Genomic DNA, 13,736 nt, shown 5'->3' on the forward strand with positions numbered 1-13,736 from the left:
CCATATACATATGGATTGGTTTATGCCATGGTTATATTCAATTTGCTGTATGCTCAGGTGATAAAGAATATTAAAAAATGTAATTCGTTTTCATATATTGTGCAGGGTGGTATATATAGGATGTATTATCTGCATGCATTACTATTATGAAAATCCATTTAGAAACTCCAGTTCCATTCAGGTGAAAATAAAATTAATAAACACTCAATAGGTATTTAAAATATCTGATTAGTTGTTTTCGTTTTTATTTATCTCCATAACATGTTTTAAAATGTTTCCCAGAATTAGAATCGAAAGGATCGTTGCTTGTCGAAACTAACGTTTTAAGGATATGACTATACCCTATGTATTTCAAGATGCGTCGCGGCGGCAAGGGAATGACAAATTCGCCGGGAACGAATTTGAACAGCCAAAGGCTGGCCAAAGATCAAGAGGCAGGGGCCTCTCATCATCTCCGGGCGCATAGATAACCGTATGTTTATAAAAACGGTGACCGGAGTGAAGGAACGCAGCCAACAAAGAGGCAACTTGAAAGACGACAGGTATATATACCTAGAAATACACGCTTAATTGAAACCTCTAATGGAATGGAAAGCTATGCATATTACAATCATAGGGGCTGGGGTTGCGGGTCTGACTTGCGCTGCTGAGTTCGTTGCAAGGGGAGCAAATGTCCGAATTCTTGAACGTGGGTCTAAGATAGGCGACAAGGCATGTTCTTGGTGGGCAGGCGGTATGTTGGCGCCATGGTGTGAAGGTGAGAGTGCAGAGCCTGCGGTCGTAAAATTAGGGCAACGCGCCATCGATTGGTGGAAAAATCATACCGATACCGTAATTTCATCTGGCACTCTTGTGCTTGCTTTAGGGCGTGATGTTTCTGAGCTGAAAACATTTGCTAACAAAACTGAAAATTACGAGCACGTTAATGCGGAACACATTGCAGCACTTGAGCCAGATCTTGCCGATCATTTTCATAAGGGGCTTTTTTTTAAAGATGAAGCCTTCCTCAACCCCCGTAAGGCAATCATACAATTATCGCAAGAATTGGAGAGGCTCGGTGTTGAATTTGTATTCAACAGCGAAGTGAAGATTAATCATGTGAAAGGCACAGATTTAGTTGTCGATTGCCGGGGTTTGGAAGCGCGCGATATCTTAAAAACATTACGTGGAGTCAAAGGTGAAATGCTCTTGATTCACAGTAATGACGTAAAAATCAATAGATCCATTCGACTGCTGCATCCCAGAATACCGTTGTACTTAGTTCCGCGTGGTGACGGGCTTTACATGGTTGGTGCCACCATGATTGAAAATGAAGAGCGCGAGCGAATTTCAGCGCGATCTGTGTTCGAACTGCTTGGCTCAACATTCGCCCTTCATCCCGGTTTTAGTGAAGCTGAAATTGTAGAAATAGGCGTCGATGCGAGACCGGCATTCCCAGATAACACTCCCCGTGTTTATTGGAAAGATCAGGTTCTTTGCGTGAATGGTCTCTATCGTCACGGGTTTTTATTGTCTCCTTCAATGGCACAAATGGCTGCAAACGTTGTTTTTGAAGGATCTCATATTCCGGAGTCAATTGATGAATATCTTCGTTAATGGCTTAGAAGCCTCCGTATCAACTACCCGATTAGGGCAAATTCTTACAGAGCTTGGGTATGACAATATGGTTTTGGTTACCGCCGTCAACGGCAATTTTGTAAGTACTGAAAAGCGTGATGAATTTGCAATAAAAGATTCAGATAAGATTGAAGTTTTAGCGCCAATGCAAGGAGGCTGATGTGCTAAAAATATACGATACAGAACTTAATAGCCGCTTGATGCTTGGAACATCCCAATACCCATCGTTGGCTATCTTATCAGAAGCGGTTAAGGCCTCTAAGGTTGACATTGTCACGGTATCCCTTCGCCGTGAATCTGGGAAAAACCGGTCCGGACAAAGCTTTTGGTCATTAATTAAGGAATTAAATGTCCGGGTGCTCCCCAACACAGCGGGCTGCCATACCGTAAAAGAAGCCGTGACAACGGCAGCTATGGCAAGAGAAATTTTTGGTACAGATTGGATAAAGTTAGAAGTTATTGCTAACGAAGACACGTTACAACCTGATGTTTACGCGCTTGCTGAAGCGGCAAAGATCTTGTGTTCCGATGGCTTTAAAGTTTTTCCCTATTGTACAGAAGATCTCTCTGTTGCAGAAAAATTGTTACAAGTGGGTTGCGAGATTCTGATGCCTTGGGGAGCACCTATCGGATCGGGACGGGGGCTCAATAATATCTATGGGCTGAAAACGCTTCGCGCGCATTTCCCTGACATTCCTTTAGTTGTCGATGCGGGAATAGGCTTGCCTTCGCATGCCGCAGCGGCCATAGAACTTGGCTATGACATGGTGTTGTTGAATACAGCGGTAGCGCGTGCTGGTGATCCAGTCATGATGGCTCAGGCTTTTGCCAATGCCGTTGAAGCCGGCCGGCTTTGTTATCTGGCTAAACCCATTGAGAAGAGAGATATGGCGGCACCTTCTACACCGGTATTCGGTAAGGCTTATTTAGTATGAAACCCGCGCCATTGTGCCTCATTGTTGCACTGTCTTTCACTGTTGATAGTGAGGGCCGGATGGGACAATCGTTATTGAGGCAGGGGTGACTTTACACGCCTTGGGCAGGAAAAATCAGAAAAAGCGAAATCAGATCAGCGTGGCTCACGATAACAAGGGGGCAGCATATTGAATCGTTATGAGAGGCAACAAATATTGCCACAAGTAGGAAAAAGCGGGCAAGCAAAGCTTTCTGGCGCGACGGTTTTAGTGGTTGGAGCCGGTGGTCTTGGTTCACCGGTACTTCAATATTTATGCAGTGCTGGCGTTGGTACTTTAGTTATCGTTGATCCTGACACGGTGGAACTGACCAACTTACATCGACAACCGCTTTACAATGAGAATTTGGTTGGCCTGACAAAAGTTGATGCAGCAAAAAAAGTGCTGGAAGCACTTAATGCGGATATCCAGGTTATTCCACATGTGGCGACATTAAATCCGGACAATGCTCATTTGTTAGTGGGCCAAGCCGATATTGCTTTGGATTGTGCTGATAACTATGCGGTAAGTTATATGCTGTCAGATGCTTGCTCACAGTTAGGGAAACCGCTTATCTCTGCATCGGCACTGGCTCTTAGTGGTTATGTCGGCGGGTTTTGTGCTTCTGCTCCTTCTCTCAGGGCTGTTTTTCCGGATATTCCCAATAATATGGCGACTTGTGCGACTGCGGGTATTCTGGGGCCTGTTGTCGCCATGATGGGAATTTTACAAGCGCAAATGAGTATCGGGGTTTTACTGCATTTATCTCCATCACCTTTAGGGCAAATGATCTCCATTGATTTAGAAAAGTACTCATTTTCAAGTTTTCGCTTTGATAATGCGGAAGAACCAAAATCTGCCCTGTTTCATTTTATTTCTGCATCATCGCTCAATTCCGAAGATGTGATTATCGATCTTCGGGGTGAAGATGAAGCACCTGATCCCGTTCATCCTGATGCCCTGAGGATGTCAGTTGATATGTTCTGTGATGGGAGATTCACTCCCGCAGCAGGGAAACGAACTGTTTTTGCATGCCGATCTGGCTTGCGTGCATGGAATGCAGCAAAAAATCTTCGCAATTATTGGGATGGAGATATCGCACTCATCGCGCTGGCAAGTGTCGGACTCAAATAAGAATAAAAACTGAAGTGTCATAATGACAGTCATTAAAAGACAGCCATAAAGGTGGAGTTAGTTATGAAAGCAAATGAAGGCCAAAAAAAGCTTTCTGAGCCTAAAGTTGCTACGTTGGCCATTGTATATCGTGATGACCAGCTCTTATTGGTGAAAAGGAAAAAACAACCCCAGAGATTGGGTTGGGGGTTTCCTGGCGGCTCTGTACTGCCCGGTGAAAGTTTACATGACGGAGCCTTACGAGAGCTTAAAGAAGAAACACAATTAGTTGCTACGGTAGAAACAACGCTTCCTGTCGTTGAGGTTAATGAATTTGATAGTGATGGTATCCACCATCATTTCATATTAGTTCCACTTCTCTGCCGTTATTTATCGGGAATACCTGTTGCCGGAGATGATGCGCTGGAATGCCGATGGATAAGTTTCATCGATATTTATAACCAGTCAGAAACTCTGATTGATCATGTTGCAACTGTTGCTCAGCAAGCTGAAGCTGTAATAAAAAACAGACCCATTAACTTTTGAATAAGGCTTTATAGATGAAAAAAATGTTTCTAGCAGGGCCATTTAAATCATTAGTGGACCCCGATACTCATGTCATGCCGCATCAATATATCAATCAATTCCAGAATATTATCGAATACTTTGAAGAGAGAGGATGGTCAGTACACTGCGCCCATAAACGCGAAAAATGGGGGCGTGAGTTTATGACACCGGCTGAATGCACATTTATTGATTATGAAGAAATCAGTCAGTGTGACTATTTCGTTGCTTTTCCTGGTGTCCCGGCTTCACCAGGCACGCACATTGAAATGGGTTGGGCATCAAGCATGAAAAAGCCTGTCATACTTTTGCTTGAAGAAAACGAAGAATACGCGTTTTTAGTGCAAGGGCTGGGTGAAATCACTTCGGTTAAGACTCTGCGTTACAATAAGAACGCAGGCGTCGATATCCCTCAAATAGAAGCGTTAATTGAAGAATCCGAGGGTATTCATGAGCCGGTTTGATACATTTGATGAATTATATCTCTCAACACTGGAGCGGGTTAATCATCATTACGAATTTGAAAATAGCCCTCGTGGATATTTTGAACGCGAAATTATTGGTTTCAGTTGTAAACTGACGAATCCATTATCAAGATATTGCTTTCACCCGATGAGAAAGCAAAACATTATTTTCAACTATGCTGAAGCGTTATGGTATCTCTCAGGGAAGAATGATCTTGAATTTATATCCCGTTATGCCCCTTCTATAGCCAAGTATTCTGCTGATGGAAAAACGCTGCCTGGTACTGGTTATGGTCTTAAGTTATTGCATTTTGGAGAGAGTGACCTTAACCAAATTTCCAGGGCTGTTGATATTATCAAAAATGACGATGCGGATAGCAAAAGAGTCTTTCTTCAAATATTCAGTGCAGACGAAGATATTTATAAAACCAATATAGATGTCTCATGCACCTTGGGGCTGCAATTACTCTTGCGCGCAGGAAAATTACATATGGTTGCCTATATGAGGGCCAATGATGCCTATATAGGAATGTTGGGTGACATCTTTTCATTCACATTCATCCAGGAATTCATTGCATCTATGCTCGATTGTGAAGTAGGCCAATATACCCATAATGTAGGTTCAATTCATATATATCAGCACAATCAAAAGAAAGTTCAATCTATATTGGATAATCGATTCGAAACATTTGAGACAACTTATCCACCGCCGGTCATGCCTAAGTCAGACTTTTCAGTGATCTCCAAGGTATTAGAATACGAAAAGAAAATTCATCACTCTGAATTTTCTTTGGATGATATAAATCAGCTTCCATTAGATGAATACTGGATAGAGATCCTCCGTCTTTTTAAAGTGAATGATTATTTAAAAAATGAAAAGAGTGTTCCGGATAGATTAATTGAAAGTATTCTTCCATTTCACCGTTCTTTTTTACTGAATAAAATAAGTTAGGTACGCTTTATCCTTTTTAGTGATTATGACACATATATATTAATGAGAGGTGATAAATGAATACTAATTGGATGAAAAAGGAAGTTTCACATTTATTTGATCAATATGATGATTACTTAGAAGAACGACTTGGCTACACTCCATTAATTGAAAACATGAAAGAGAGTCTGGGACAAGATATATCTGTTCTTGATTACGGTTGCGGAGGTGGAAAAGTTTCTCGCCGATTAGTGGCTAAAGGAATAAGAAAAGTGACGGGGGTTGATATTTCACAAACGATGGTGGATAAGGCTTCCAGCCACATTGATCGTGGCAATAGTTCTTATCATCAAATCAGAAGCGGGGTCCTTGATTTCAGTGATGGGACTTTCGATGCAGCGATAAGCTGTTATGTTTTGATTAATGTCACTGAAAAATCGATGCTTTTAAACATTGCCAAGGAAATTTACCGGACACTGAAAAATAATGGCATTTTTTATATATTAGACACTAACCCGGACTCATCGGGAATTAAATTCAGTTCTTTTATTAATGGAGAACAAGGTAAGCAGTACAGTGATGGAGAATCAAAACCTGTTTATTTAAATATGCCTGGCGGAAGTGTTTTTAAAATTTTAGATACATGTTGGCATAAAGAGACTTATTATGCGATTTTGAATGAGGCAGGATTCAAAAATATTGAACTTTTTGAACACTGTGATAATGAAAGTGATAAGGATATTGGTGATGCACAAAATCACCCGCCTTTCGTCATGTTCAAAGCAATAAAATGCTAGATGTTCCCTATCTGGCCCATGGAATTCCTGACTTGTCATTAAAATGCCAGTGAGGAATTCCACATGATCCGTTTTGAAGGTAATTGTAAGATGGCGTTAGTGAGTTTAAATAAATTGAAATCCAACCGATATGTTTTCGGTTTATTACTCGCCGTAATAGCAACATGTTTATATTCCCTTAAAGGCATCCTCGTGAAAATCATGTACCAACAGGGTATTGATAGTATCAGTGTCATGGCTCTCAGGATATTCTTTATATTGCCAATTTACATCCTCATTGGAATCATGATTTATACAAAGCTCACGTCTGAACAGACGCATTCCATTAAATCTAATTGGTATTTATGCTGTTTTATCGGTGTCATTGGTTACTATTTATCGAGCTTTTTTGATCTGCAAAGCCTGCATTATATCAGCGCACAACTTTCCGGCTTAGTGTCATTTACTTATCCCATGTTTGTTTGTTTTATAAACTGGCTTTTATTTAAGGAAACGTTCAAAAAAGGGATGTGGTTAACGCTTTCTTTAAGTTATAGCGGGATAATTTTGCTTTTATCCTATGAACTCAATTTAGGAGACACTTCCGGCGTTTTATTTGGCTCAGCATACGCCGTAGGCAGTTCTTTGGCTTTTGCCTGTTATATGGTTTTTAGTAAACAGCAGATATCTCAGATGCCGAGTGCCATGTTCACGAGTATTGCAATGGGAGCTGCAAGTATTTGTGTTTTTATTCATTTTTTAGCAGAAGGAGAATGGAAAAACATCAAGTTAACTCCACAGGTATTATTACTTTCTTTGACGCTCGCTTTAGCTTGTACTGTCGCCCCTTCTTTTATCCTGAGTAAAGCCATTGATTATATTGGTGCTAATCAGGTTGCCGTCATGGGAGCATTTGGCCCTGTTGCTACAGCGGTAATGGCAGTTGTCATATTGTCAGAGCCATTCAGTCATTATCATTTTTCAGGGATGGCTTTAGTTGTTCTGTCAGCAAGCTGGCCATTTTTAGTGAATCTTATAAAAACAACATTGAATGACATAAAAGATTAATGACTTTCAATTGTAAGGAAACAAATATGAATGTTTTAAAACCCAACCAAATTAAATATTTTATTGTATCTTGGTTTGTTTCTTTTGTGATGATTGGCGCCGCATTTGCTCAAGATATTCATGTCGGCTTGTATCCTTGGGTGCCGCGCGTAGAGCAGTTCCAGACTGAACTGACTAAAATTTGGAAACAAAAATATCCGGATGATCATCTCATTTTTGTTTCTGAAAAAGTTTGGGATGGCGGTTATGATACCCTTCCATCAGAACAATTAGACGTTTATATTTTTGATGCAATTCATACAAATTATTTCGCCAGTCGTGGTTGGCTATTGCCTCTTGGAAAATCGGATATTGATGATTTCGACGATTACTTTGATTATGCAGTAAAGGGAATTAAAGTCGCAGATGCGGGATCTTATTGGGGAATTCCTCAATTGGGGTGTGCCCATATGTTATTTTATGATGTTAATGATACCGATATACATAAGGCTCAAACACTGACCCAATTAAAAACGGCATTAAAGTCCTGCCAATATACAGGGCAAATTCCACCCGACAGAACGGGGTTAATGATTAGCATGAGAAGTTCAACGACAAATGCAAGTCTGTATTTACAGGCTGTTTATAGCCTCTATAATCAAATGCCGATCAATTTGCCCTCCAGCCCGGCTGAGTTACATGCTGAAGCAATAACAAATTTAAGATCCATTATGGAAATGTCCAGCCATGAGAATTCGACCAAGAAAACGGCGAGTTACCAGCATGGTAAATGGTTTGAAGAAGGTCATGGCAGAGCGTTTGTTGGTTTCACGGAATCACTGGCTGTCCTGAGCCATTCAACTCTGGATAATATTGCTTTCAAGGCCATGCCGTTCTCAGATAATACTGAAAGAAACACGCTATTTTACGCGGATATTATCGGAATTTACCCGAAAAAAAACAGAACGGACAACGAACTCTCAAAAATTAAAGAACTCGCAAATGTGATGGCATCAAAAGATTATATGGTGTCAGCCTCAAAGCCTGTTTCAGGTGCGTTGCAAGGCCCTGAATCCAATCCCCAATATCTGATGCCCGTTCGGAAATCAACTTTCGTTGCATTGGGAAATGAATACCCCATTTATCACAAAATGCAAATGCTGGTTGAAAACAGTTCCCCGGTACTTTTTACCATGAATGCTCAAAGTAAGACTTGGATAAATCAAATACACACACACCTGACATCAGCCATAAGGAATGATTTTTCCTGTGAAATATTGCCCTAGATATTCTTGCGCAGTTGCCCTGTTTTGTCGTCATCGGGTATTGAGTTCATGACAGTGCTTTACTCCCTGTGAATGCGGGGAGTAAGGCAGTTGATTCACATTCTGAATGCCTGTTGAACATGTCGTTCAGTCAAGATATCCATCTGGATGGCTAAAATATATCTTGATTAATATTTGAACTCATGAGTTAATAGCGGCGTCGGTTTGAAAGACAGACCTCATACAAAGCAGTTTATTAAAGCAGTTCTCATCCTCAGGCGTTATCCCAGATATCCCTTTCTTTTGAGTACCTCCATTAAGTGCTAAGTAGTTTCTGTAAAACAGGCCATGTTCGCCTAAAAAGGCTCAATTAAAGGTAATATCACATGTCTAATAAAATGACTGGTTTAGTAAAATGGTTTAATGCGGATAAAGGTTTTGGCTTCATTTCCCCTTCTGACGGGAGCAAAGATGTGTTTGTACACTTCTCTGCGATTCAGAGTAATGAATATCGCACTTTGGATGAAGGTCAGAAAGTCGAGTTCACTATCGAGAAAGGCGCCAAAGGCCCGGCAGCAGCAAACGTTGTACCTGTTACAGCGTAAAATCTTTCCTGAATTCCTTCCCTTGCGATAACGAAAACGGCCTCCGGCCCGAGTGGACAGGGTGAAGGAATGTCAGAATATTTTCAGTGGCCGATATGGATAAAACCGATCGGCCACTGAAATCAATATAATAAGTCAGCAGCGCACAATCCCTTCCATTTGCTAAAACATTTCACTCTGATTGCATTATCAATTCTGAACTTTGTCTGAACGGTTGCCCTCAATTTCAAACAATGACTGTTCTAATGTCCAATTTAGCTGTTTCCAGCCATGTGTACTGGCTATTGTTTGCAGGTGTTTATCCGGATTTACGGTAAAGATTTCATTGGCAAATAAGCACATCGGTAAATCATTCGCGGAATCGGTATAGAAAAGGATGTGTTGCGGCAATAAATTCTGTTCTGTCAGCCATTGTTGTAAGCGAATGACTTTTCCGTCACGGAAGGTTGGGGTTCCCTGAATCTTGCCGGTATAACAACCATTTTCCATTATCATATCAATCCCCAGCGCGGTTTGTACGCCAAATGCCGCCGCAATTTTTTTCACGACAAATGCAACGGTGGCGGAAATAATAATGATGGGAACGTGTTGTTGTCGGTAAATTTCCAGTTGCCGCCGGGCGGCGGGATAAAGCAGGGGGCGGATTTTATTGTCGACAAAATCACTGAGCCAGATGTCTACCTGTTCATGGGGAACTTGATGCAGGGCTTGTAAGCTGAATGCCAGATATTTGTGCATATCCAGCTTACCTGCATGGTAATCAGTCATCATCTGCTGATCGGCTTCAATGAAACAGGGGTCAGTAATGATTTTTTTCTCCCATAAATATTGGGTCCATAGCTGACTGGAGTCTCCACAAATCAGAGTCTCGTCCAGATCAAATACAGCAATTCGCGGTGACATATCGGCTATTCCTTCGATGAATATTTATGAATTCGGTTAATTTAACAGATGGCAGACGGGAGATAATGAAAAGGGTATGCTGAATTTGAATAGATGTCACAAAGACGATGGCATAACCCATGATGGAACAGATTACAGATGATGCAACAGAAATTAACCGGTATAGAACGAGGCTGGTGGATTGTCAGTCTTGAGAATCGTGTTTGGCTGCCACAAGGTGAGCTGCCGTTAGGTACTGCCAGTCAATGGTCATTGCAAGGGCATATCGCGCAACCTATTGGCGAATGGGAGGGAGAAACCGTTTGGTTGATCCGTCAGAAAATGGCGTCAGGGATGTCTTCTCCTCGTCTGCTCGCAGATCGGGATACTAAATTGTTTCAATTAGTAGGACGCGGTGTTCAGTTGGCTGAATTTTATCGCTCACATCATTTTTGCGGTTATTGTGGCCATGAAATGGAGCATAGTCAGTATGAATGGGCCTGTTTGTGCGGCCACTGCGAAGAGCGTTACTATCCACAGATCGCTCCCAGCATTATTGTTGGCATTCGCCGCGATGACCATATTTTGCTGGCGCAGCACCAGCGCAATAAAAACGGCATGTACAGTGTGCTTGCCGGATTTGTTGAGGTGGGTGAAACATTGGAAGAAGCGGTGCACCGTGAAGTGATGGAAGAGAGCGGAATTAAGATCCGTAACCTGCGTTATGTCGCTTCCCAGCCGTGGCCTTTCCCGAATTCAATGATGGTGGGGTTTCTGGCTGATTATGACAGTGGCGAAATCGTCGTTGATCCGGTTGAACTTATCTGCGCTGATTGGTATCACTACGACAACCTGCCTTTAATTCCCTCTTCTGATACGATTTCCCGCCGCTTAATTGAAGATACAGTGGCATTATGCCGTCAGCAGTGACGCTCATTGTCTGATGTGTTGTGCTGTTTTTTTAAGGCGCGGCTCTTAATATTATGTTCCCTCGCCAGCATTAGGCGAGGGATGGTCTTTCAGCCAAAACAATGGGCTTTTTTGATTTTATTCCTCCAGCCCCCGGTTTTTCAGCATGTGCTTGATGCTCGGTGGCTTACCGCGCCAGTCAACATAGAGTTTTTCCAAGTCTTCACTGTTTCCCCGTGACAGTATTTTGTCCCGGAAGCGTTGACCATTCTCTGGCGTTAAACCCCCATGTTCGGTAAACCAGGCAAAAGCGTCGTCTGCCAGCATTTCAGTCCACAGGTAAGCATAATAACCTGCCGCATAACCACCGCCCCAAATGTGGCTGAAATAGCTGGAACGATAACGCGGCGGTACGTAGCTGAGGTCAATGTTATCTTGCTTCAGAGCGTTGGCTTCAAATTTATCCACGTCCTGCCGCGGTTGATCTGCCCCCAGCATATGCCAGTGCATATCCAGCAATGCCGCGGACAGCAGTTCTGTCATCTGATACCCTTTGTTGAATTTGTCAGCTTTCTTGATTTTATCCACCAATGCCTGTGGCATTGGTTCACCCGTTTGGTAATGCTTGGCGTAATGGGCAAATATTTTTGTGTCCTGTGCCCAATACTCATTCAACTGTGATGGGAATTCCACAAAATCACGGGCGGTATTCGTACCGGACAGGCTCGGGTATTCCTGGGAGGCAAACATACCGTGCAAGGCATGACCAAACTCATGGAACAGGGTTATCACATCATCATATGACAAGAGAGCGGCCTGGCCTGGTGCAGGCTTAGTAAAGTTTGTGACGTTGTAGATCACGGGTTTGGTGCCGGTGAGCTTTGATTGATCGACAAAATTGCTCATCCAGGCGCCACCACTTTTGTTGTCACGCTTAAAGTAATCGGTATAAAACAACGCCAACGGTTTTTTGTTGTTATCGAAAATTTCATATACGTGGACATCGGGGTGATAAACCGGAATGTCTTTACGCTCTTTGAAAGTAATGCCATACAGTAAATTGGCGGCATAGAACACGCCATTGTTCAGGACGTTATTCAGCTCGAAATAAGGCTTAATTTGTGATTCATCCAAGTCGTATTTCGCTTTGCGTACCTGCTCGGCATACAGCGGCCAATCCCAAGCTTCCAGCTTGAAGCCGCCTTGTTGCTGGTCAATCACTGCCTGAATGTCTTTGGCCTCGCGTTTAGCGCGTTCAGTGGCTGCGGGGACAATATCACGTAAAAATTTCAACGCAGCTTTGGGGGTTTTTGCCATCTGATTTTGCAGCTTCCAGGATGCATAATCCGGAAAACCCAGTAGTTTAGCCTGTTCAGCACGGATCTGCGCTAATCGGGTCAGGGTTTGGCGTGTGTCATTATCATCCCCTTTTTCAGCACGGGTCCACGATGCTTCAAATAACGCCTTACGTGTATCACGATCTTTCAGATCTTGCAGATTCGGTTGTTGGGTGGTGTTTTGCAAGACTAACAACCATTGCTTATCCAGATTACGTTCACTGGCAGCCTGCGCAGCCGCAGCGATTTCACTGTCGGACAGCCCATCCAGCTTGATTTTATCTTTAATCGCCAATGCACCATTTCGGGTTGCCAGCAGCAGTTTGTTGGAAAATTGTGTACTGAGTGTGGCGGCTTCCTGATTCAACGCCTTTAATTTGACCTTATCTGCATCAGATAAGTTGGCTCCCGCCAGCTCGAAACGTAGATAAGTCACTTCCACCAATCGGAGTGATTCGGGGTCCAGCTTCAATGTCCCGCGTTGCTGATAAATCGTTTTGATTCGGCTGAATAGTTTACTGTTCAGCATAATTTCATCATCCATCGCTGCCAGCTTGGGTGACATTTTCTCATCCAAGTCTTGCAGTTTTTGAGTGGAGTTAGATGACGTCATTGCCCCAAATACGTTCATTACCCGTGTCAGCATTGCCCCCGATTTCTCCAGCGCGACAAAGGTATTTTCAAAGCTGGGTTTGGCCGGGTTATTGGCGATCTTCTTCACTTCTTCCAGCTTCTGTTTAATACCGGCAGTAATGGCAGGTGCATAGTCCGATTCTTTTATCTTATCGAACGGTGGTGCTTGAAATGGAAGTTTACTTGGCGAGAAGAAAGGATTTTTATGTTTGTATTGTTCTTGAGTTTGATCAGTCACATTTAACTCCTTTGCTTGACCACTTGATGTATTTTTGTGGTCAGATCCCAGTTTATTTTCTTCGGCCTGCACTTGAGTACCGAGTGCCAAGCCAATAGACAATACTAAAATGGATAAACGCATTTGTTGAAATTCCTCCATGCAGCTCTGATAGGTGATTGTCTCAGTACAACACTTAATTAACATTTGTGAAGCATAATGAAAGTGATGAAGTAATGTGCATAGATTTTGTTCTGGTTTTTGTGACTATACACATAAATTTTTTTCGTCAATGCCTTTCATTATGGGTGCTTGAATGGGAGCTTGAGCGTTTATTTCCCGGAGTCTTGGCGGTCAGGACGGAAGTTCAGCTTCCGGCGTGTTATCATGCGCGCGATTTTTGTCGATAATCAAGGGAGCTTG

The 13,736-nt window shown here is 42.5% G+C and carries 14 protein-coding genes; 12 read left to right on the top strand and 2 right to left on the bottom strand.

Going from position 1 to position 13,736, the window contains the following annotated elements; all coding sequences use genetic code 11:
• Nucleotides 1-582: 582 nt before the first annotated feature.
• The 11 genes from Xsze_RS06045 to cspG all read left to right on the top strand — a co-directional run bounded on the left by Xsze_RS06045 (nucleotide 583) and on the right by cspG (nucleotide 9,335).
• A complete protein-coding gene (locus Xsze_RS06045; protein WP_209435278.1) occupies nucleotides 583-1,596 on the top strand; it encodes an FAD-dependent oxidoreductase in 1,014 nt (337 codons plus the stop codon).
• Nucleotides 1,580-1,777 (top strand): sulfur carrier protein ThiS, encoded by a 198-nt coding sequence (gene thiS, locus Xsze_RS06050; protein WP_038237871.1) that lies wholly within the window; start codon nucleotides 1,580-1,582, stop codon nucleotides 1,775-1,777. Before Xsze_RS06045 ends, thiS begins: the two co-directional genes overlap by 17 nt.
• A 1-nt stretch (nucleotide 1,778) precedes the next feature.
• Nucleotides 1,779-2,552: a thiazole synthase gene (locus tag Xsze_RS06055; protein WP_038237870.1), complete on the top strand. Its 774-nt coding sequence runs from the start codon at nucleotides 1,779-1,781 to the stop codon at nucleotides 2,550-2,552.
• Nucleotides 2,553-2,720: 168 nt separating this feature from the next.
• Entirely contained in the window at nucleotides 2,721-3,704 is a 984-nt protein-coding gene (locus tag Xsze_RS06060; RefSeq protein WP_038237868.1) for a HesA/MoeB/ThiF family protein, read from the top strand.
• A 63-nt stretch (nucleotides 3,705-3,767) separates the two neighbouring features.
• Entirely contained in the window at nucleotides 3,768-4,229 is a 462-nt protein-coding gene (locus Xsze_RS06065; RefSeq protein WP_038237865.1) for an NUDIX hydrolase, read from the top strand.
• A 14-nt stretch (nucleotides 4,230-4,243) separates the two neighbouring features.
• Complete coding sequence (locus Xsze_RS06070) at nucleotides 4,244-4,711, top strand: nucleoside 2-deoxyribosyltransferase (protein ID WP_038237862.1); 468 nt, start codon at nucleotides 4,244-4,246, stop codon at nucleotides 4,709-4,711.
• Nucleotides 4,698-5,663, top strand: a complete 966-nt coding sequence (locus Xsze_RS06075) for a thymidylate synthase (RefSeq protein WP_038237859.1) — start codon at nucleotides 4,698-4,700, stop codon at nucleotides 5,661-5,663. Before Xsze_RS06070 ends, Xsze_RS06075 begins: the two co-directional genes overlap by 14 nt.
• 56 nt (nucleotides 5,664-5,719) lie before the next feature.
• Nucleotides 5,720-6,439, top strand: a complete 720-nt coding sequence (locus Xsze_RS06080; protein ID WP_038237856.1) for a class I SAM-dependent methyltransferase — start codon at nucleotides 5,720-5,722, stop codon at nucleotides 6,437-6,439.
• Nucleotides 6,440-6,502: 63 nt separating this feature from the next.
• Complete coding sequence (locus Xsze_RS06085; RefSeq protein WP_051462390.1) at nucleotides 6,503-7,486, top strand: DMT family transporter; 984 nt, start codon at nucleotides 6,503-6,505, stop codon at nucleotides 7,484-7,486.
• A gap of 26 nt (nucleotides 7,487-7,512) precedes the next feature.
• Nucleotides 7,513-8,751, top strand: coding sequence for a thiamine pyridinylase (bcmE, locus tag Xsze_RS06090; RefSeq protein ID WP_141557235.1), 1,239 nt, complete (start codon nucleotides 7,513-7,515; stop codon nucleotides 8,749-8,751).
• 365 nt (nucleotides 8,752-9,116) lie between these two features.
• Nucleotides 9,117-9,335: a cold shock protein CspG gene (gene cspG / locus Xsze_RS06095; RefSeq protein WP_038237847.1), complete on the top strand. Its 219-nt coding sequence runs from the start codon at nucleotides 9,117-9,119 to the stop codon at nucleotides 9,333-9,335.
• Between the two features lie 189 nt (nucleotides 9,336-9,524).
• On the opposite strand, the gene Xsze_RS06100 is transcribed toward cspG, so the two are convergent.
• Entirely contained in the window at nucleotides 9,525-10,238 is a 714-nt protein-coding gene (locus Xsze_RS06100) for an HAD family hydrolase (protein ID WP_051462389.1), read from the bottom strand.
• 138 nt (nucleotides 10,239-10,376) lie between these two features.
• Between Xsze_RS06100 and nudC the strand changes: the two genes are divergently transcribed.
• Nucleotides 10,377-11,147, top strand: a complete 771-nt coding sequence (gene nudC, locus Xsze_RS06105) for an NAD(+) diphosphatase (RefSeq protein ID WP_038237844.1) — start codon at nucleotides 10,377-10,379, stop codon at nucleotides 11,145-11,147.
• Nucleotides 11,148-11,264: 117 nt separating this feature from the next.
• Here the strand turns inward: nudC and dcp are convergent, their stop codons facing one another.
• The gene (gene dcp, locus Xsze_RS06110; RefSeq protein ID WP_038237842.1) at nucleotides 11,265-13,457 is read right to left on the bottom strand and encodes a peptidyl-dipeptidase Dcp; all 2,193 of its coding nucleotides are present in this window, start codon (nucleotides 13,455-13,457) and stop codon (nucleotides 11,265-11,267) included.
• Between the last annotated feature and the right edge of the window lie 279 nt (nucleotides 13,458-13,736).

Source organism: Xenorhabdus szentirmaii DSM 16338 (assembly GCF_002632585.1).
GTDB lineage: Bacteria > Pseudomonadota > Gammaproteobacteria > Enterobacterales > Enterobacteriaceae > Xenorhabdus > Xenorhabdus szentirmaii.